The sequence below is a fragment of the Streptomyces sp. OR43 genome (assembly GCF_008042275.1).
Classification (GTDB): Bacteria; Actinomycetota; Actinomycetes; order Streptomycetales; family Streptomycetaceae; genus Streptomyces.
Genome location: NZ_RDBK01000040.1, coordinates 14,401 through 35,303 on the forward strand (window position 1 = coordinate 14,401; position 20,903 = coordinate 35,303).

15 protein-coding genes and 1 pseudogene are annotated in these 20,903 nt (G+C 71.7%); 12 read left to right on the plus strand and 4 right to left on the minus strand.

The features are described from left to right. Positions 1–1,695, plus strand: a 1,695-nt coding sequence (locus tag EAO72_RS17765; protein ID WP_222724103.1) for an alpha-L-rhamnosidase, incomplete at its 5' end; no start/stop codon positions are given. Between the two features lie 56 nt (positions 1,696–1,751). Further along, positions 1,752–4,763 (plus strand): glycoside hydrolase family 2 TIM barrel-domain containing protein, encoded by a 3,012-nt coding sequence (locus EAO72_RS17770; protein ID WP_187285111.1) that lies wholly within the window; start codon positions 1,752–1,754, stop codon positions 4,761–4,763. Here the strand turns inward: EAO72_RS17770 and EAO72_RS17775 are convergent. Continuing rightward, positions 4,706–6,958, minus strand: coding sequence for a beta-galactosidase (locus EAO72_RS17775; RefSeq protein ID WP_148018320.1), 2,253 nt, complete (start codon positions 6,956–6,958; stop codon positions 4,706–4,708). The two genes, EAO72_RS17770 and EAO72_RS17775, sit on opposite strands and share 58 nt — an antisense overlap. Before the next feature lie 50 nt (positions 6,959–7,008). Between EAO72_RS17775 and EAO72_RS17780 the strand changes: the two genes are divergently transcribed. After that, a complete protein-coding gene (locus EAO72_RS17780; RefSeq protein ID WP_187285112.1) occupies positions 7,009–8,535 on the plus strand; it encodes an alpha-L-fucosidase in 1,527 nt (508 codons plus the stop codon). An 11-nt stretch (positions 8,536–8,546) separates the two neighbouring features. Further along, complete coding sequence (locus tag EAO72_RS17785) at positions 8,547–11,285, plus strand: alpha-L-rhamnosidase (RefSeq protein WP_261991538.1); 2,739 nt, start codon at positions 8,547–8,549, stop codon at positions 11,283–11,285. A 332-nt stretch (positions 11,286–11,617) separates the two neighbouring features. Here EAO72_RS17785 and EAO72_RS17790 read toward each other — a convergent pair whose 3' ends face one another. Continuing rightward, entirely contained in the window at positions 11,618–12,700 is a 1,083-nt protein-coding gene (locus tag EAO72_RS17790) for an aldo/keto reductase (protein ID WP_261991539.1), read from the minus strand. A gap of 174 nt (positions 12,701–12,874) precedes the next feature. Between EAO72_RS17790 and EAO72_RS17795 the strand changes: the two genes are divergently transcribed. The 5 genes and pseudogenes from EAO72_RS17795 to EAO72_RS17815 form a co-directional block, all read left to right on the plus strand. After that, complete coding sequence (locus tag EAO72_RS17795) at positions 12,875–14,275, plus strand: four-carbon acid sugar kinase family protein (protein WP_261991540.1); 1,401 nt, start codon at positions 12,875–12,877, stop codon at positions 14,273–14,275. Next, positions 14,272–15,324, plus strand: a complete 1,053-nt coding sequence (gene pdxA, locus EAO72_RS17800; RefSeq protein WP_148018322.1) for a 4-hydroxythreonine-4-phosphate dehydrogenase PdxA — start codon at positions 14,272–14,274, stop codon at positions 15,322–15,324. Before EAO72_RS17795 ends, pdxA begins: the two co-directional genes overlap by 4 nt. After that, a complete protein-coding gene (locus tag EAO72_RS17805; protein WP_148018323.1) occupies positions 15,321–16,106 on the plus strand; it encodes a DeoR/GlpR family DNA-binding transcription regulator in 786 nt (261 codons plus the stop codon). The genes pdxA and EAO72_RS17805 overlap by 4 nt, the downstream gene beginning before the upstream one ends. Before the next feature lie 50 nt (positions 16,107–16,156). After that, positions 16,157–16,483: a hypothetical protein gene (locus EAO72_RS17810; RefSeq protein ID WP_148018324.1), complete on the plus strand. Its 327-nt coding sequence runs from the start codon at positions 16,157–16,159 to the stop codon at positions 16,481–16,483. Then, positions 16,482–17,258 (plus strand): annotated as a pseudogene (locus EAO72_RS17815) (MFS transporter); the annotation flags it as partial. The gene EAO72_RS17810 and the pseudogene EAO72_RS17815, both read left to right, overlap by 2 nt. Before the next feature lie 3 nt (positions 17,259–17,261). On the opposite strand, the gene EAO72_RS17820 reads toward EAO72_RS17815, so the two are convergent. Both EAO72_RS17820 and EAO72_RS17825 read right to left on the minus strand, forming a co-directional pair. Next, entirely contained in the window at positions 17,262–17,477 is a 216-nt protein-coding gene (locus tag EAO72_RS17820; RefSeq protein ID WP_148018326.1) for a hypothetical protein, read from the minus strand. A gap of 125 nt (positions 17,478–17,602) precedes the next feature. After that, positions 17,603–18,013, minus strand: coding sequence for a MerR family transcriptional regulator (locus EAO72_RS17825; RefSeq protein WP_148018327.1), 411 nt, complete (start codon positions 18,011–18,013; stop codon positions 17,603–17,605). Positions 18,014–18,100: 87 nt separating this feature from the next. Here EAO72_RS17825 and EAO72_RS17830 point away from each other — a divergent pair, with 87 nt between their 5' ends. The 3 genes from EAO72_RS17830 (at position 18,101) to EAO72_RS17845 (ending at position 20,903) form a co-directional block, all read left to right on the plus strand. Next, positions 18,101–18,820, plus strand: a complete 720-nt coding sequence (locus EAO72_RS17830; protein ID WP_148018328.1) for an SDR family NAD(P)-dependent oxidoreductase — start codon at positions 18,101–18,103, stop codon at positions 18,818–18,820. A gap of 537 nt (positions 18,821–19,357) precedes the next feature. After that, positions 19,358–19,864 (plus strand): transposase, encoded by a 507-nt coding sequence (locus EAO72_RS17840; RefSeq protein ID WP_261991541.1) that lies wholly within the window; start codon positions 19,358–19,360, stop codon positions 19,862–19,864. Positions 19,865–20,066: 202 nt separating this feature from the next. Further along, positions 20,067–20,903 carry an alpha/beta fold hydrolase gene (locus EAO72_RS17845; protein ID WP_148018329.1) on the plus strand — a complete coding sequence of 279 codons (837 nt, stop codon included), beginning with the start codon at positions 20,067–20,069 and terminating at the stop codon, positions 20,901–20,903.

The window sequence follows — 20,903 nt, forward strand, 5'->3', positions numbered from 1 at the left end:
GTCGTTGCGGCCGCGGCGCAGCGCGGGTCCGGCGTCGAACTCCGAGGGCAGCCGGCTGCCCTTCGAAGTGCCGAGTTCGACACCGTCGCGCCGGTGTCGGTCGCCGAACCGAGGCCCGGCATCCAGGTCTTCGACCTCGGCGTCAACATCGCGGGCCGCCCGCGCCTCACGGTCACCGGACCCGCAGGGGCCTCCGTCGTGATCCGCCCCGCCGAACTGCTCGCCGATGACGGCACGGTGAACCAGCGCTTCACCGGCGCCCCCTGCTACGACCGCTACACCCTGCGCGGGGACCCGGGAGGCGAGGTATGGGCCCCGGCGACGGTGTACCACGGATTCCGCTACCTCCAGGTGGAGGGACTGCCCGGCGACCCCGCGCCGGACACCGTACGCGGCGAGGTCATGCGGACCGCCAATGCGCGTGCCGGCGGCTTCAGCTGCTCGTCGGATCTGTTGAACGGCATCCACCGCATCATCGACCGGGCCGTTCAGGGCAACATGTTCAGCGTTCTCACCGACTGCCCGCACCGCGAGAAGCTCGGCTGGCTGGAGCAGGCCCACCTCGTCTTCCCCGTCGTGGCCGGCGGCTACGACGTCGCCGCGTACTACCGCAAGCTGGTGCGCGACATGGCCGACGCGCAGACCGGCGAAGGCCTCGTGCCGGGCATCGCCCCCGAGTACACCGTGTTCGAGGACAAGTTCCGCGACGACGCCAACTGGGGCGGCGCCCTCGTCCTCGCCCCTTGGCACCTGTACCGCACCTACGGCGACACCACGACACTGCGCACCCACTACCCGGACATGCTGCGCTACCTCGGCCACCTGCACTCCCGCTCGGACGACGGCCTGCTGCTGCACCACGGACTGGCCGACTGGATCGCGTTCGACAACTCCACCCCCAGGGCGGTCACCGCGACCTACGCCCACCAGCGGATCGCCGCCGCGCTGGGCGACATCGCCGAGGCGATCGGCCGGTCCGACGCCGCCGCCGCCCACCGCCGGCTCGCGGACCGTGTCGCCCGGGCCTTCCACACGGAGTTCTTCGACCCGGTCCGCCACACCTACGGCAGCGGCAGCCAGGCCTGCGACGCGCTCGCCCTGGAGATGGGCGCCGTCCCCGCCGAAGAGGTCACGGCCGTGCTGGACCACCTGGTCGACACGGTTCGGGCAGCCGACAGCCACATCACCGTCGGCGAGGTCGCCCTGCCCGCGCTGCTGCGGGTCCTGTCCGCGCACGAACGCGACGACGTCGTCGCGGACCTGCTGAGCCGCACCGACGGCCCCAGTTACGGCTACCAACTCGCCCACGGCGCGACCGCGCTGACCGAACGCTGGGACGGCCCCACCCGCGGCTCCTCCCAGAACCACTTCATGCTCGGCGCTGCCTCCGAATGGCTCACCGGCTCCCTGGCGGGACTCAGGCAGGCGGCAGACTCCGTCGCCTACGAGCGCATCGTCGTCCGGCCCGCCCCGGTGGGCGGCCTCACCTGGGCGAGCGCCTGGTACGAGACACCGCGGGGACGCGCGTCCGTGGCCTGGCACCGAAAGCCGGACGCATTCCGGCTGACCGTCACGCTGCCACCCGGCGCGCCCTCCCGGGTGGAAATGCCACTGCCCGGCGGCGGCCGGGACGTACGGGAAGTGGAGCCCGGCACCTGGGAGTTCACGGCCCCCGGCGACTGGACGGTGCGATGAGCGAGCGGCCGATTCCAGACGGGCGACAGCGTCCGCCGGCCGAAGGGCAGGGACCGATGACGGAGACGGACCGCCGGGCGGCGACCGCACCGCACCACGGCGACCCGACGGCCACCACCGCCCCCATGGCCTACTGGGCCGATCTGAACCCGGGGAGCGGCCGTCTCGCGCCGCGCGCCCATTTCCCCCTCGGGGGCCGACGGCTCGACCTCGGCGGCACCTGGTCCTTCCGCCTGTCGCCGGTCGCCGACGCACCCCTCGACTTCCTCGCGCCCGGCGGCCCTGCCGAGGACGCCTCCTCCTGGTCACCGCTTACCGTCCCCGGCCACTGGGTGCTCCAGGGCCACGACGTGCCGCGCTACACGAACACCGCCTACCCGTTCCCCATCGACCCGCCGCACGTCCCCGACGCCAACCCGACCGGCGACCACCACCGCACCTTCGAGCTGCCCGGCGACTGGCCGGTCACGGGCAAGGGCTCCACCGTGCTGCGCTTCGAGGGTGTCGACTCCTGCTTCAAGGTGTGGCTCAACGGTGTCGAACTCGGCACTTCGAAGGGCAGCCGGCTGCCCTCGGAGTTCGACGCCGGACCCGCGCTGCGCCGCGGCCGCAACGACCTCGCCGTACGCGTCCACCGCTGGTCCTCCGGCAGCTACCTGGAGGACCAGGACATGTGGTGGCTGCCCGGCATCTTCCGCGACGTGACGCTGCTGGAGGTCCCGCCGGGATCGATCGGCGACTACTTCGTGTACGCCTCCTACGACCACGAACGGGGCAGCGGGACCCTGCGCATCGAGTCAGACGTCCCCGCTCTCGTGTCGCTGCCCGGCCTCGGCGTCCACGACCACCCCGCCGACCGGCCGATCCAATTGCCCGGCATCGAACCGTGGAGCGCCGAGTTGCCGCGCCTGTACGACGCCGACCTCGCCCCCCTCTCCGGCGCAGCACCCGTCCCCCTGCGCATCGGCTTCCGCACCGTGGCGATCCGCGACGGCCGCTTCACCGTCAACGGCGTCCCCGTGCTGCTGCGCGGCGTCAACCGGCACGAGCACGACCCCGACCGGGGCCGCGCCATCGGGCGCGGCGCCATGCGCGAGGACCTGCTTCTGATGAAGCGGCACAACATCAACGCGGTGCGTACGGCGCACTACCCCCCGCACCCCGCCTTCCTCGACCTCTGCGACGAACTCGGCATGTGGGTCATGGACGAGTGCGACCTGGAGACCCACGGCTTCATCCACGCGGACTGGGTGGGCAACCCCGCCGACGACCTCCGGTGGCGCCCGATGATCCTGGACCGGATGCGACGCACCGTCGAGCGCGACAAGAACCACCCCAGCGTCGTCATCTGGTCCCTGGGCAACGAGAGCCACCACGGAACCAACCTGGGAGCCCTCGCCGACTGGACCCGGGAGCGCGACCCGTCGCGGCCGCTGCACTACGAGCGGGACCGCACCTACCGCCACTCCGACTTCTACAGTCTGATGTACGCCCCCGTGGACGAGGTGGACCGCATCGGCCGCCATGAGGAGGAGACGCCCCCCGAGACGGCCGACGCCCCCGAGGCGGAGGCCCGTCGACGACAACTGCCCTTCCTTCTGTGTGAGTTCGCGCACGCCATGGGCAACGGTCCCGGCTCGCTCGCCGAGTACCAGCGCACCCTGGAATCCCACCCCCGCTGTGCCGGGGCCTTCGTCTGGGAGTGGATCGATCACGGCCTGCGCCGCACCGGCGAGGACGGGAGGACGTACTTCGCCTACGGCGGCGACTTCGGGGACAGCCCCCACGGCGGTACCTTCTGCATCGACGGGCTGCTCTTCCCCGACCGCACCCCCTCGCCCGGCCTCGCGGCGTACAAGAAGGCCATCGAGCCGGTCGGGATCGGCCTCGACCCCGCGGCCGGCCGGATCGCACTGCGCAACCGGTACGACACACGGGACCTGGCGCACCTGCTGTTCCGCTGGACCCTGGAAACGGACGGGATCCCGGTCGCGGACGGCGAGCTGAAGACGCCACCGGTGCCCGCGCGCCACGACGCGGACATGCCCTTCCCGGCACTGCCCTGCCTGCCGGAACCGCCCGGCTGTGCTGCCGGGCCCACGGGGGAGACCTGGCTGACGGTTCGGGCCGTGCTGGCGGCCGGCGAACCGTGGGCGCCGGCCGGTCACGAGGTCGCCTGGGCGCAGGCCCGAGTCGGCGGACCCGTCCCCCACCCGGCGGCCACCGGACCCGGGCGGACCCCGGCGCCCCGCACCTTCGACGAGGGCACCGGGCTGCCGACAGACCTGGCCGGCCTGCAACTGGAGGGCCCGTACCTCGACGTGTGGCGGGCGCCAACCGACAACGACCGGGGCATGGGCGCGAACTCGGCCCTGCGCCTCTGGCGCAGGGCCGGACTGGACCGCCTGGTGCTGCGCACCGAGAGCGTCGAGCGGCGCCCGCACGAGTTGCAGGTGCGCTCCAGGTCGGCGCCGGACGGACTGCCGCACGGTCTGCGTGTCCGCCATATCTGGGCCCCGGACGGCGAGGCGCTGCGGCTGACCGTCGAGGTCACCCCGGACGGCCCCTGGGACGGTCTGACCTTGCCGCGCGTGGGTGTGCGCTTCACTCTGCCCGCTCGCCACGACCGGGTCCGCTGGTACGGAAAGGGCCCGGGTGAGGCGTACCCGGACAGTGCACAGGCCGCCCGCGTCGGTGTGTTCGCCGCGGACGTCGCCGCCCTCCAGACCCCTTATGTCGTCCCGCAGGAGAACGGAAGGCGAGCCGACGTCCGCTGGGCTGAACTGACCGATCCCGCCACCGGCCGCGGACTCCGCGTGGAGGCGGCCGGCGGGATGGGAGTGTTCGGCCTCACCGTCCGCCCCTGGTCCGTCGAGCAGCTCGAAGCGTCCGCTCATCCGCACGATCTGGTGCCGGGCGAGCGCCTCCACCTCCATCTGGACGTCGCCCAGCACGGACTCGGCAGCGCCTCCTGCGGGCCGGCCCCCCTGGACCGCCACCAACTGCGGCCTCAGCCCTGGCGGATGGAGTTCCTGCTGCGTCCGCTCGCGCCCGGCGGTCCGGCGTGACGCGCGTCGCGGCCGCCCTCCGCGCGGAGTACCCGGACGTCCCACGCGCCCAGCCGCAGCTCCTCATGCGGGGCGAGGCGCTCCTCGCCGAGCAGGTCCCGCACCGCCTCGGGTACAGCGACCCGCACCGGCTCCCACGCCCAGTTGTGGACGAACCACAGACGCTCGCCGAACCCGTTGCGGGCCGAGGTCACGTGCACCGTCGCGGGCAGCGGCCCCCAGCACGCCGCCGCGGTCGTGCAGCCCGCCACCTGCCGGGCCAGCCCCTCGGCGAAGGCGCTGTCCGGCAGCGTCCCGACGTAGGTCACCCGGCCACGCCCGTGGTCCCGGACGGTCGCGGCCGGCCACCTTCCGAAGTGCGGGTGGACGTAGTGGGCGAGCGGCAGGGCACCGTCCGGCTCCAGGCCGTCGGCCCACTCCAGGGCCCGCGCGCCGGATGCGAGCCGCAGCCCGGACCCCTCGGCCGCCGTGACGGTCAGCGGGCCGGTCAGATTCGAGTACTCCGCGCAACGCACCCCCGCTGCCGCCCGCAGCACCGCACCGGGGGCGGTCTCGGCGCGGGCTCGCGCCTCCTCGTCGGCGTAACCGGTCCGGAACGTCAGCACGAGATGGCCGCCGGAGCGCGCGTACCCGTCGAGAAGATCCGGCAGTTCGTCGTCGCACAGGTACAGACCGGGCACCACCAGGATGCCCGGGAGCGTGCCGGGGGAGCGGCGCAGGGAGGCGGCGAGCTGCCGGGGCGACATGATCCGGGCCTGCGCGCCCGCGTCGAAGAACCCCTTGAAGAACGCGCCGAATATGCGCTCGTACGACCGGGGATCGGGGGTGTAGGTCCCCGGGAGCGACAGCGGCGGCTGGCACCGCATCGCCCAGTCGCTCTCCACGGACCGGACGAAGACGGCGTCCGAGTCCGGGATCAGCCCGGTCAGGGAATCCCCGGCCGCCTCGAACTCCCGGGCCACCCGGGCGACCTCGCGCTGAGTACGACCGGGTTCGAGGTCGTGCCCGAGGATGCCGCCCCAGTAGGTCTCCGCCCCGTACGGCAGCGTGTGCCAGTGCCAGTACTGCAGCAGGCGCGCGCCCCGCGCGGCCAGCGTCCAGGCGGCCTGCCGCAACTGCCCTTCGTAGCCGGGATGGCTGGCGTGCGACGCGTTGATGGAGGAGGCGTTCGTCTCGGTGACCAGGAAGGGCTCCTGGCGGGCGCCCCACAGCCGGTCCGCCGACAGGTGGATCTGCCACACTCCCTGGCCGAACCAGCCGCCCTCGTACCGTCGGCCCTCGTCGGGCAGCGCCACTTCGTCCTGCGCCACGTAGTAGACATTGCCGGCCGTCACATCCAGTGCCTCCGTGACCGCCTCCTCGTCCACCGCCGGGCGGGTCACCGCCAGGCAGGTCGTGACGTACTGCCCCGGCCGGGCGTACTCGCGCACGATGTCCGCCTGCCAGGCGATGAACTCGGACGTCAGATCCGCCTGAAAGCGGCGCCAGGCCAGGTCGTAGGACGGGGTGGTGTTGCCGCCGGGCCTCCACAGCTCGGCCCAGGAGGACAGCCGGTGGGACCAGTAGGTCAGCCCCCACGCGGAGTTGAGCCTCTCGACGCTCCCGTACCGCGCGCGCAGCCGGGACACGAACTCCTCGAACACCCCGTCGTTGTGCAGCAGGAGCAGACCCGGCTCGTTGTCCACCTGGAACCCGGCCACCGCGGGGTGGTCCGCGTGCGCCGCGACGACACGGCGCACCACCCGCTCCGCATACCTGCGGAACACCGGGTGGGTGAAGTCGACTTCCTGCCGGGCTCCCCACGGCACCCGGCCGCCGTCCGCCCGGACCGCCGCGATCTCCGGGTGGGCGCGCTGCAGCCACGGCGGCACCGCGTAGGTCGGGGTGCCGAGCAGTACGCGGATGCCGCGGGCGTGCGCCCCGTCCAGGACCGGTACCGCCCAGTCCATGTCGAAGACCCCGTCCTCGGGCTCCCAAGTGGACCACACCGACTCGCCGACCCGGATCAGCGAGAGCCCCGTCGAGGCCATCAGATCGAGGTCCGTCTCCAGGCGGTCGGTGGGCTGGTACTCGTGGTAGAAGGCGGCCCCCACCCGGACCCGGTCGGTGTTCGCAGCTGCTCGCCCGCGTTGTTCCGTGCGTTCCAGTCGTTCCAGTCGTTCCAGTCGTTCCAGTCGTTCCAGGAAGTCAGACATGGCCAGAAGGTGGCATGCCACTTGAATGCCGTCAAGGGAAAGGGAGTTGGATGTCCGCCGACCATGACCCGAGGAACACGTACCGGCCCGACTGGGAATCGCTGCGCGGCCACCGGGTGCCGGACTGGTTCCGTGACGCGAAGCTCGGTATCTGGGCGCACTGGGGCCCGCAGTCCGTGGCCCGCAGGGGTGACTGGTACGCCCGCCACCTCTACGGCCCCTACGAAGGCACCGAAGGGTTCGAGAGGGAGCGGGCAGCACGTCAGACGGGCCACCACCGCGCACACTTCGGCCACCCCTCCGTCTTCGGCCACAAGGATCTGTGCCACTCCTGGAAGGCCGAACGGTTCGACCCTGAGGAACTGATGGACCGCTTCCGCAGGACCGGTGCCCGCTACTTCGTCTCCCTTGCGACGCACTGCGACAACTTCGACCTGTGGGACTCCTCCCATCAGCCGTGGAACTCCGTCAACGTCGGGCCGCGCACCGACATCGTCGCCCGCTGGGCCGATGCTGCCCGCGCCGCCGGACTGCGCTTCGGCGTCAGCATGCACGCCGGCTCCTGGACGTGGCGCTGGCTCGATTCGGCGTTCGGCCGGGACGCCGACGGTCCCCACGCGGGCGTTCCGTACGACGGACACCTCACCGCGGCGGACGGGACCGGCACGTGGTGGGAAGGGCTCGACCCGCGGGCCCTGTACGGCCGTCCCCGACGCCCCGGCGACAAGCCGGACGCGGCTTTCGTCGACGACTTCTATGCGCGGCTGCGGGAGGTCACCTTCCGCCACGACGCCGACCTCGTCTACCTGGACGACTCCAGGATGCCGTTCGACGAGGGGAGTGTCTGCCAGGCTGCCCCGCCCAGCCGCCGCGGTCTGGAGTTCCTCGCCGACTACTACGCCCGCAGGCCGGAGGGGACCGTCTCCATCAAGACCATTCCCGAGGAGGACCGCGGTGCCGTACTCCTCGACGTCGAACGCGGGCAGCTCGGGGGTCTCGACCCGCGCCCCTGGCAGTACGACACCAGCATCGGCGACTGGTTCTACGCCGACGGCGAGCGCTACAAGACCGCCCCAGAGATCGTTCACCTGCTGGTCGACACCGTTTCCAAGAACGGCTGCCTGCTCCTCAACGTCCCCCAGCTCCCGGACGGCACCATCGACGAGGCGACCGGCGCCGTCCTCGACTCGCTCGGTGCCTGGACCGACAGATGCGGCGAAGCCGTCTTCGGCAGCCGCCCCTGGAAGGTCTACGGAGAAGGCCCCACCAACGTCACCGGCGACCGCGCGAGGGAGAAGGCGCTCGTCTACACCCCGCACGATCTCCGCTTCACCGTCGGAGCCGACCGCCGCACCCTCTACGTCTTCCTGATGGTCTGGCCCGACGACCGCACCGTTCGCATCGAGAGCCTCGCTCCTTCCCGGGGCCTGGTCAGTACCCCGCCCCGCCGCATCACCCTGCTCGGCGCCGACACCCCGGTGAGCTGGACCGAGGGCCCGGACAGCCTCGATGTCCACCTGCCCGCCGGGCGGCCCCCCACCCCGTACGCGCAGGTCCTGCGCGTCGAACTGGACTGAGAGGACCCACCGTGCAGTACCCGACGACGGTGACGGCCCCCACCTTCGAACACCACCGCCACGCACTCGGCATCGGCGAACCGGCCCCGCGCCTGAGCTGGCGGACCCTGACCGACGAACCCGACTGGACGCAGCGCGCCTACCGCGTACGGATCGAAGGAGCCGACGGCGCGATACTCGCCGATACCGGGCGCACCCCCGGCGCCGAGTCCGTGCTGGTTCCCTGGCCCGGCCCCCTGCTCGCCTCGCGCGAACGCGCCACCGTACGGATCCGGGTGTGGGGCGGCGCCGACGACACTCCCAGCCCCTGGTCCGAGCCCGCCGACGTCGAGACGGGGCTGCTGGACCCCGCCGACTGGAGCGCCTCGTTCGTCACCCCCGATACCGGCGACGACGAGGGCGCACTGCCGGCGGCCCTGCTCCGCCGGGACTTCCGCATCCACGGAGACGTCGCCTCAGCCCGCCTCTACACCACCGGCCTGGGCGTCTACGAGACCGAGATCAACGGAGTCCCCGTCGGTGACGAGGTGCTCGAACCCGGCTGGTCCTCCTACCACCACCGGTTGCGCCACCGTACCCACGACGTCACCGCCCTGCTGCGGCCCGGCCCCAACACGATCGGCGCCCTCCTTGGCGAGGGCTGGTACACGGGACGCCTCGGCTGGGACGGCGGCAGCCGCCACCACTACGGGCGGCAGCGGGCCTTCCTCGCCCAGCTGGAGCTGCACCACACCGACGGCACCGTCCGGACCGTCGCCACCGATTCCGCTTGGCACGGGGCCACCGGCCCCGTGCTGCGCTCCGAACTGTACGACGGCGAGCACTACGACGCCCGCCTGGAGCGGGACGGCTGGTCCCGGCCGGGCCACGACACCCGTGGCTGGTCCCGGGTGCGCGAACTCCCGCCGCCCACCGCCCGGATCACCGCACCCACCGGCCCACCGGTCCGCCGTACTCGCACGGTCCCCGTTCGCGAGGTACTCACCACGCCCTCCGGTCGCACCGTGGCCGACTTCGGTCAGAACCTCGTGGGACGGCTCCGGATACGCGTCACAGGTTCCGCCGGACACACCGTCACCCTGCGCCACGCCGAAGTCCTTGAGCACGGCGAAATCGCCGTACGACCTCTGCGCCGGGCCGCTGCCACCGATACCTACGTGCTGCGTGGCGCGGGGGGGCCCGAGACATGGGAGCCCCGCTTCACCTTTCACGGGTTCCGGTACGCGGAGTTCGACGGCTGGCCCGGCCCCTTCGACGAGGCCGCGGTCGAAGCCGTCGTCCTCCACACCGACCTGGAGCGCACCGGATGGTTCGACAGTTCGGACGCGACGCTGAACCGGTTCCACGAGAACGTCGTCCACTCGCTGCTCGGCAACTTCGTCGACCTGCCCACCGACTGCCCGCAGCGCGACGAACGAATGGGCTGGACCGGCGACATCGCCGTGTTCGCACCCACCGCCGCCTTTCTGTACGGCTGCACCGGCATGCTGTCCGGCTGGCTGCGCGACCTCGCCGCCGAACAACTGGCCCGCCCCGACAGCTCGGTGCCCCTGGTGGTCCCCGACATACTCGACCCGTCGATGGGCGGACAGCCGCACGCACTGTGGGGTGACGCCGCCGTCCTGGTCCCGTGGGCGCTGTACGGGGAGACCGGTGATCTGGAGCTCTTGCGCACCCAGTACCCCTCCATGACCGCATGGATCGCGTGCGCGTCCGGCCACGGAGCCGAGGGCGGCGGGCTGTGGCGGGACCCGGACCAGCTCGGCGACTGGCTCGACCCGGGGGCGCCGCCCGATGACCCCGCCGCCGCCCGCACCGATGCCGGGCTCGTCGCCCTGGCCCACCTCGTCCACTCCACCGACCTGCTGGCCGACATCGGGGAACTGCTCGACGAGAAGGACGACGCCGCCCGCCATCGTGCCCTCGCCGCCCGCCTTCGCGGCGCGTTCGCCGACGAGTTCGTCACCCCGGCCGGACGTCTCTCGTCCGACTCCCAGACCGCCTACGCGCTGGCGCTGTGCTTCGGTCTGTTCCCCGAGGAGGCACAGCGGCGGCACGCCGGGGAACGTCTCGCGCACCTCGTGCGCCGAGCCGGGTTCCGTATCGCCACCGGATTCGCCGGAACCCCGCTGATTTGCGAGGCGCTCTGCCTGGCCGGCCACGCCCCGCTCGCCCACCGCATGATCGCCGAACGGCACTGCCCGTCCTGGCTCTATCCCGTCACCATGGGGGCGACCACGATCTGGGAGCGCTGGGACTCGATGCTGCCCGACGGCAGCGTCAACCCGGGGCAGATGACGTCCTTCAATCACTACGCGCTCGGCTCGGTGGCCGACTGGCTCCACCGCACCGTGGCAGGTCTCGCCGCCGCCGCACCCGGCTGGCGCCGCATCCGGGTGGCACCGAGGCCCGGGGGCACGCTGACCCGTGCGTGGGCTGCCCACCTCACGCCCTACGGGAGGGCCGAGGCCGGCTGGCGCATCGAGGGGGCGACCCTGGTCGTGGAGGTCCTGGTGCCGCCCGGGGCGCGGGCCGACATCCATCTCCCGGGCGGCGGAGCGCCACTGACCCGAGGCGCGGGACGCCATGTGTTCGAAGTCCCGCACGTCGCCGAGGGCCGGACGGCGAAGGGGACGGGCCACCCGTTCGTCGCGGGCAGCGACGAGGACTGCGGCTGCGGTTCGCTGGGGCCGGGGCCGGCGGCACCGCCCTGTGATTCCCGCGCCGGGGTCGCCGGCACCGCCCTGTGATTCCTGTGCCGGGGTCGGCGACACCCGACCGCGTCCTGGCAATGCCCGGCCGGGCGGACGGGGAGGGTCCGCCCGGCCGGGCGGATCGCGGAGAAGAGACGGGAGGAGCACGGCCGCCGCAATCGGTTTCGACAGGTGATCTCCAGGATCCCGACCGGGAACCTGAAGGCCCGTTCGATACGACCGCAACGAACAGGAAAGGGTCCAGGATTCACTCCCGCTCACTGATGAGGAATGGTTCCAGCAGTGGCGCGGCAGGCGATGCCTGCTCCGTCGAGGGGCGGTGCCAGGTGCGGCGAGAGTGTCTGCGGCGCGTTGTGACGGGACAGCCCTCAGCGGTGGTAGGGCGGCATGGGGCCGCGCAGCCCGTTGCTCGCCTGTTCGCAGGCTTCGAGCACGTCCTCGGGCAACGGGCCCGCCGCTGCTGCCTCCAGGTTGCTGCGCAGCTGGGCGGTGTCGGACGAGCCGATCAGGACCGCGTGGGTGGACTCCCGGTGCAGCAGCCAGCGCAGCGCCAGGGCGGCGAGCGGTATCCCGGCCAGCTCGGCCACCTCCGTCAGCCGGGCCACGGCCGCGAGCAACTCGTCGTTCCAGTAGCGGTCGTGGTAGGCATCGGCGAGACGGGAGGTGGTGAACCGGCCCGCGCCAGGCTTCTCCCGCCCGGAGTATCGCCCCGTCAGCAAGCCGCCTGCCAGGGCGTTGAAGGCCATCAGCCGTATCCCGCGTGCCGTCGGGTGCGCGGCGTACTCGATGAACTCCTCCTCGATGCGGCGGGCCAGCAGATTGTGCAGTTGCTGGGCTACCACGGGCCGCGGCGCGTTCATCTCGTCGGCGAGCCGCATGAGTTCGGCCACCCGCCAGGAGGGGAAGTTGGAGACACCCAGTGCGCGTATGCGGCCCTCGGATGCCAGCTCCGCCACCGCCTCCATCGTCTCGGCCGCCGGTGTCGCGTGGTCGGGCTGGTGCAGATAGAAGAGGTCGACGTACTCCGTGCCGAGCCGTTTCAGGCTGCCTTCCAGCGCTGCCCGCAGCCCCGCACGCGACAGCGGGGCGTGGCCCTCCTGGTCCGGGTGCGGGATGCCGGCCTTGGTGGCCAGCACCATCCGGTCGCGTCGTGACGGCAGCAGCCCGGCGAGAATGCGCTCCGTCTCACCGCCGGCGTAGACGTTCGCCGTGTCCACCCCCGTGATGCCCGCGTCGAGTGCCGTGTCGAGCAGGTCGGCGGCGCCCGCCCGGTCGACGGTGTCGCCGAACGTCATGGTGCCGAGCACCAGGGGGGACAACGGGACGACCACGCCCGGGAGATGGACGTCGCGGGCGGTGGCCATGGGGATTCCTTCCACGAAGGCGGCGATGGTGCCGAGCCGCGCCCGGCACTCCGGGCCGCGGGGCGTGCAGTCGACGGTGACAGTCATGCGCACTTCACGCAAGAGGTCTCGCGCGAAGTGCGCATGACTGTCATGCTGGGCCGCGAAGGCCCGGACCGCCGTGGGGCTGCGGCAGGCCGCCCCGTGCGTGGCCCCGGCGGTCGTTCGCCTCGCCCGCGGGCGAGGAAGCCGCGGACGACGGGGGAGGGAAGGAGGCCGCTCGTGCCACTCGTGCCGTTCGAAGGGATCGACGACGAAGTGGGTTCGTCGCTCGTGGTGCTCGCGGACGACCTGTCCGGTGCGGCGGAGTGCGCGGCCCTGCTGCCCTGCTGCCGCGCGATCGATCTCGACCCGGCCGCCTCGGGTCCGCCCGGGCGGACCCGGGTCATCGACCTCGACTCGCGGCGGAGCAGTGCTGCTGGGGCGGCGCTGCTCGTGGCATACGCGGTGCGCCGCCACGAACCGGAGGGCGGACGGCTGGTGAAGAAGGCCGACTCGCTGCTCCGGGGCCATTTCGCCCCGGAGGCCCGGGCGTTCGGGGAGGGGGCGGAAGGTCTCCTGGTGATCACCGCTGTCCCCGCCGCCGGCCGGACCGTCCGCGACGGGGTCGTCCGGCTGCACGGAGTCCCGCTGCACCGCACCGACGCCTGGCAGGCGGAACCCGGACCGCCGCCCCGGTCGGTGGCCGAGGCACTCGGCGCTGCCCGCACCGTCGCCGTACGCCTGGACGACGTACGGGCCGGAGCACGGAGCCTGGAACACCGGCTGCGCTCCGGTCTTGCTGCCGGCACGTCCCTGGTGTGCGACGCGGAGACGGACGCCGATCTGGACGCCCTCGCAGAAGCCCTGCTCAGGCTGCCGCGGACTGTACGGACAATAGGCGCCGGCGGGATCGTCGCCGCCCTGGGGCGCCGGTGCGCCGGCGGGGTGCAGAGCACCGGCCCCGGGGGACGGCGCATCGGCCCCGGCCGGCCGGCACCGGAGACCCTCCGTCCGGTCGTGGTGGTCGTCGGTACCGCACACCGCGGCGCGGCTGCGCAGATCGCGCAGCTTTCTGCGCGTGGTGCCCAGCACACGGCCCTTCCTGCCGCTTCCCTCCTTGCCGCTTCCCTGGCCGCCGACCCCCGGAGCGGCCGGCCGGGCGCACCGGACACCGAGCGCTGCGCCCCCGGCACCGCCGTCGGCCACGGCCGCGCCCCGTACACGAGTCCCGGGCCCGTCCAACTGCCCGCCCCGGTCACGGTGTTCAGCATCGCCCGCACCGGCACGGTCGATCCCTCGGCGGCGCCCCGCCTCGTGCACGGCCTGTGCCGGGCCGTCGCCGGACGGCTGCCGCCGAACGCCGATCTCGTCCTCACCGGCGGCGAGACCGCCCGGACCCTCCTGGACGCGCTCGCGGTCACCTCGCTGCTGCCTGTCGGGCAGGTACACCACGGCGCGGTGCTCTGCCGCACCCCGCAAGGACGCGGTGTCGTCATCCGTCCGGGAAGCCACGGCGGCCAGGATTCGCTGGTGCGCATGGTCGAGGCACTGCTCCCGGATCACAAGCGCCCGGCCCGCCCCGGAACAACGCCCCGAACTCCCGCAGGCACGAACACCCCATTCGATGGAGGACCGCGATGAACGCCCCCTTGCACAGCCCCGACCGGCCCCGGACGGCCACGCCTGCCGACGACCACCGCCCCGTGGTCGCGGTCACCATGGGGGACGGCGCGGGTGTCGGCCCTGAGGTCGTCATGGCGGCGCTCGMCCACCCCGACATCGTCAACGGCTGCCGGCCCCTGGTCATCGGTGACGCCCGCAGGCTTCGGGAGGCCGCCGCCCTCGTCGGCAGCGGCGACACCGTGGTCACGGTGTCCGGACCCGGGGACGCCGACTGGACTCCCGGCCGCGTCAACGTCGTCGACCTGGACCTGCTCCCCGCCGGCCTGCCGTGGGGACAGCTCGCCCCGGAGGCGGGCGAGGCCGCCTTCCGCTACGTGGAGGAGGCCGCGCGGCTGGCGCTGGGCGGCGACGTCGACGCCATCTGCACGGCTCCCCTCAACAAGGAGGCCCTGCGGCTCGCCGGTCACGAGTACGCCGGACACACCGAACTGCTCGCGCGGCTGACGGGGGTGGACGAGGTGTCGATGATGCTGACCACCCCTGCGCTGAACGTCATCCATGTCACCACCCACCTCGGCCTCATCGACGCGGTGAACCGCATCGATCCGCCCCTGGTCGAGCGCACCGTGCGCCGCGGTCACCAGGCCCTGGTGCGGGCGGGGACCGCCGAGCCCGTCATCGGCGTCTGCGGCATCAACCCGCACGCGGGCGAGAACGGCCTCTTCGGCAACGGCGAGGAGGAGGCGAAGATCGCTCCCGCCCTCGCGGCGCTGCGCGCCGACGGCATCGACGCCCAAGGCCCGCTTCCCGCGGACACGGCGTTCTTCCTGGCCGCCCGGGGGGACTACGATCTGATCGTGGCGATGTACCACGACCAGGGCCATGCCCCGGTCAAGGTCCTCGGCATCGAGAACGGCGTCAACGTCACCGTCGGACTCCCCGTCATCCGCACTTCCGTCGACCACGGCACCGCCTTCGACATCGCCGGGACCGGCACCGCCCGGGGCGGCAGCATGGTCGAGGCGCTTCGCCAAGCGGTCGCCCTTGCCACCGAAAGGCTCCGATGACCAGTGCGGAAGCCCGCGCCAGGCGCGAAAGCATCGTGGAGCTGGCCCAGGACGCCGGTCCGACGGGGGTGGACGATCTCAGTGTGCGCTTCGCGGTGAGCCCGTCCACGATCCGCCGTGACCTCGCCCGCCTCACCGCCGACGGACGCCTCGCACGCACGTACGGCGGAGCCATGGCGTTGACCGCTTCCGCCGAGACGTCCCTGCAGCGGCGCACGGACGAGGCGGCCGAGGCCAAGCGGGCCATCGCGGCGCTCGCGTTGACCCGTATCGCAGCAGGCGCCACGGTGCTCTTCGACGCCGGTTCCACGGTGGCCGCACTGGCCCGGGCCCTGCGCGGGGTGGCGGACGGGGTCTCCGTCGCGACTCCCAGTCTGTCCGCGGTGTTCGAACTCGGCGGGGCCGAAGGCGTGCACCTCACCTGCCTGGGTGGCCACTACCGGCCGCTCAGTCACGCGTTCGTCGGCCCGCTCGCCGAAGCGGCGCTGGAACGCATGACTTTCGACGCGGTGTTCCTTGGCACGGACGGCGTCTCTCCCGCACTCGGGATCTGCGAGGCCGACGCGGAGCAGATCAGGCTCAAGGAACTGATGGCGCGCCGGTCGCACCGGGTGTATGTCCTCGCCCACGCGGCGAAGCTGGGAGCCTCCCCCTTCCACGCCTGGGCCCCCTGGCAGCCCGGCTGGACCCTCGTCACCGACACCTCGGCTGACCCGGCCCTCCTCGACGCGCTGCGCGCCCGCGACGTCGAGGTGCTGCTCGCGCCACCGACGTCCGACTGACCGGGCGACAGCGGAGTCCAACTCCTGCCCGGATCGACTGGGACGTGTCGGTGGACTTCACCGTGGTGCGGGCTCGCCAGCGCGCTGCCGATGCGAGGCGAGGGACGAACCAGGTCGATCCGGTGCTGCGGAATCTGCTCGTCCGGCTGGAGGAGGCGGTCAAATCGGCGAATGCCTGGGACGGGCCCGAGACGGCTTCACCACCAAGACCCACCTCGCGGCCGAAGGGCGATGCGCCCCTCGCCATCGTCCTGACGCCCGGGCGTTACGGGGGCGGTCCGCAGTCCGAGTGTCTGCTGGAGCTGATTTCCGTCCCCACCAGGCTGCCGCCCCAGTCCGGCGAGAAGGCGATCTCCACCTCGGCGTCCTCCGCGTAGAGCGCCCGTACTGCTGCCCGCCCTTGTATTCGCCCTCATCGCATGCCTGATCTTCGCGACCGCCACCAGTGTGGCCGCGTTGATCGTGGCCCGGCTGCTCACCGGAATGGCGGTCGGTGCTGTGGTCTCGGCGGGCATGGCTGCGGTGACCGACGTGGGCGGCCCCGAACGCAGGAGAACCGCCGCCCTGCTCGCTTCGTGCGCGATGGTCTTCGGCGCCGGTCTCGGCCCCTTCCTGGCCGGGGTCCTCTCGGAAACCATGCCCGCACCTACCGTCACCGTCTTCGTCGTCGAGGCCACGCTGCTCGTCACCGCGGTGTTTGCCGTACTGCGCATGCCGATCCGGAGCCCCTTGTCGCCACCCAAGGGCGCCTGGGTGCGTGTACCCGCCGTCCCGCAAGGGGGAGGTCGTGAACTCACCCTGGAGATAGCCGTGTTCGCACCCGGCATTGCCGCCACATCGTTTGTGCTCTCGCTCGGTCCCTCGCTCCTCTCGGGTCTGCTGGGCAGTACCAGCCGGATCATCGCCGGCGCCATGGCCTTCGCCATGTTTCTCTCCAGCGTTCCTCCGCAGCGCCTCGCGGAGGCCAACGCCGCTCTCAACGTGGGCGGGTATGTCTTCGCCGGCGCTCTTCCTGTCTCTGCCGGATACCTGAGTGATGCGGTGGGACTGACCAACGGTGCCACGGTGTTCGGCGTAGCCCTCATGGTCCTCGCGGCCATCGGAGGCCTGGTGGTTCTTGCCGGTTGGCGCCAAGTGGCGGAGCGGGCCTGACGGTCACGACGGGCGGTGCGTGCTCTCGCAAGGGACGCGCCGCTCCCGGGCCCCGTGGCCGGTGTGCATGACCGATCCGGTGAGGCTGCGGCGAGTTCGGCTCGCCGCGGCCAGGGCGCCGGTCACGAGGTCCACGCACATGTGGCCGGCGATCGTCCGGCCGGCCGGACGGTGCGAGGCGAGACCGATGACATCCACTGCGACTGCGGCGACGGCCACGTTGAGAACCCGCCGTCCGGCCAACGGGAATGTTGCCCGGCCTCGCCCCTGCCATTACGGCCCCACCCGGAGCTTGGCCCAGCCCCGTGCGTGGACGGTCACTGGAGTCGGGGCGCTTCCTGACGTCAGGCCGACTCCGCTGGACCGTCCTGTTCACGCCGGCCGGGGCCGCCGCCGGGTTGTCGTAGGGCGGCGGTGAGCATGGTGCCGAGCACCTGCTGAGAGGATTGGAGCTCTGTGATCGTCTCGGTGATGCGGCGGTGCTCTCGCTGCAGGTCAGCGACCATTCCGGGACAGGTCGACGGAATGAGGCGTTCACCGTCGTCATGGACGCAGTGCAGCAGGCGGGCGATGACCGCGGTGGGCAGGCCTGCGGCCAGCAGGGCTCGGACATGGCGCACAGCGGTGACGTCAGCCTCGGAGTACTCACGATAGCCGTTTGTCAGCCGTAGCGGCCGGAGCAGCCCCTGCTCCTCGTAGTAGCGCAGCAACCGCCGACTGACGCCTGCCGTCCGGGCCAAGGCACCGATCCGCATGGACACCCCGCTCCAAGGTTGACCTTCACACCGATGTGACACCTTAACGTCCCGGTTGTCAGCCATCATCCAGCGAAGGAGCCAGAAATGCCGGGAGCAGTGGTCATAGGAGCCGGTCCAGGGATCGGCCGGTCGGTCGCCCGCCGATTCGCACGGCAGGGACTGCCGATTGCGCTCATCGCACGGACCGCTCGAACACTTGCCGACGTGACCGAAGCGGTTTCCCCCTTCGGTGTGCCAGTCATCGCCCTGACAGCGAACAGCACCGACGAGACGGCGCTGCGCGCCGCCCTCGACACTGCGACCGCGGAGTTCGGCCTCCCCGACGTCGTTGTCTACAACGCGGCGATCATCCAGCCGGACAGACCCGGACAACTGTCCGCGCACGCCCAGTTGGATGCCTGGGCGGTCAACGTGGTCGGAGCGATCACCGCCGCCTCCCACCTCGCCCCCGAAATGGCGCGGCGGGGGAGTGGTTCATTCATCATCACAGGCGGAATGCCCGAGCCGAAGCCCCAGTACGTGAGCCTTTCGCTCGGCAAGGCCGGAGTGCGCACCCTGGTCACTCTGCTCGACCAGGAATATGGACCCTCCGGCGTCCACGTGGCCGGCGTCACCGTGGACGGTCCCGTCGTTGCGGGTACGGCGTTCGACCCCGACGACATCGCCGAACACTACTGGCGCCTGCATACCCAGCCGCGACGCCAATGGCAACGGGAGGTCCTCCACAGCGGCCTCGCTGGAGAAGCCGTCACAGGCGGCACGACGCCGGACGCTGAAGGCGACTCTGGCGCTGGGTGGGGGTGACGGCCTGCCCAGGGCTGCGAGCAGGCCGTTGTTGCGGGCCGCCACGTCCACGATGCCGTCGAGGAACGCGAGGAGGCGCGACCGGGGATCGGCGTTGGGGGCCCAGCGGAGGCGGGCCGCAGATGCTGAGTCTCACGCCGATGTCCTGGCCGAATCTCATCCGAGCGTCTTTGCTCAGACTTGCAAACCGATGGGCGTCTCTGGGGGTCGGGGTCCCCGTGACCGGCCATTGGCTGGAACCATTGACGCGCGCCAATGGGAATTCCCTGTTCACTCAAATGAGAATCGCAATACGGAGTGGCTGTGACCACGAGCCATCTGACAAGCCGTTTCTCGACCGGTGTTGGAACGTGGTGGTCGGATCCGCTACCTGGTCCTGGGCGGGATCTCCTGGCGTGCGATGCCCGCGGACTACCCTGCCTGGGCCGGGTTCATGCCTTCTTCCGGCGGTGGCGGGAGCACGGACTGGTCGCGCAGTTCCATGACCGGCTGCGTGGGAAGGTTCGTGAGCGCGAGGGCCGGGAGGCGGAGCTTTTGGTGGGGATCATCGACGCGCGGTCGGTGCGGGCCTCGGCCTCGGTGACGCTTTCCTCGAGCGGGTACGACGGCGGGAGGAAGGTGCCGGGCCGCAAACGGCATACTGTGACCGACAGGCTCGGCCTGCTGCTGGTCGTCGTGGTGACCGCCGCGACCGTCGGCGACCGGGATGCGGCCGTGCCCCTGCTTCAGCGGCTGCACACCCTGCGCCGTGAGATCACCCTGGTCTGGGCCGATGGCGGTTGCACCGGCGGCCTGATCGGATGGGCGAGAGAGAAACGCGCGCTCGCCCTCCAGGCCGTCGAGCGCACCGACACCATGGAAGGGTTTGTGGTGTTGCCCCGCAGGTGGGTGGTGGAGCGCACGTCCGCATGGCTGATGCATTCTCGCTGTCTGGCCCGCGACTACGAAACCCTGACCGTCACCAGCGAGGCGATCATCCAGTGGTCGATGATCACGAGGATGGGCCGCCGCCTGGCCCGGCCACGGACCCGCGGCGAGCGTTGAACATCTCCGACGCCTCCAGGACCAGCCACCCGCGCTCAGCCAGTCGCCTGGGTGCGGACGGACCACCACGATGACGGAGGCCACGGCCGCTAGCGCACGAGGTTCAAAAATCGATGCTGCGGGACCGATGATTTTTTCGCCGAGCCGCTGTCCCATCTGCATCAGAAGTAACGGCACCTCCACGTGGAGCGGACGGAAGAGCATGCCAGCAACTCCCCAGCCGGCGGGCACCGTGAAGTCGACGGTTGTCTCGAGTGACGGCACCCCCATCGCGTTTGAGCAGTCCGGCAGCGGGCCTACGGCAATCCTGGTGGCCTCGGCGCTGGCCGACCGCTCCGACACCAAGAAGCTCGCCGGCCTCCTCGCCCCGCACTTCACCGTCGTCAACTATGACCGCCGCGGCCGGGGCGCCAGCGGCAACAACGCCGACTACACGGTGCGGCGCGAGATCGACGACGTCGCGGCGCTGATAGAGCACGCAGGCGGTGTTGCCTCGGTGTTCGGCAGTTCGTCCGGTGCGGTACTCGCTCTGCGCGCCGCCGCGGCTGGCCTGAACATCAAGCGGCTCGCGCTCTACGAGCCGCCCTTCGCCGTCACACCCAGCGACTTCGGACCACCGAAAGACTTCGCACGGCACATCGACAGCCTGATCGCCCAGGACCGGCGCAGCGAGGCGGTCAAGACCTTCATGACCAAGGCCCAGGGCATGCCCGCGTTCATGGTCGGATCGATGCGGCTGATGCCCAAAGTGTGGTCGAACCTCAAGGCGATGGCCCATACCCTGCCCTACGACATCGCGGTCATGGGCGATACCCAGCAGGGCAAACCCCTCACCGCCGAGATGTGGTCGCCCGCGACTGCTCCGACCCTCGTCATGACCGGCTCCAAGAGCCCAGACGGCTTCCAGAGCGCCGCGCGAGCGGTCACGGAGGTGCTGCCCGACGCCGACCATCACATGCTCCAGGGCCTCAATCACGGAGCGGTGGTCATGGCGCCCAAGAAGCTCGCGCCGAAGCTCATCGAGTTCCTTCAAGGCTGA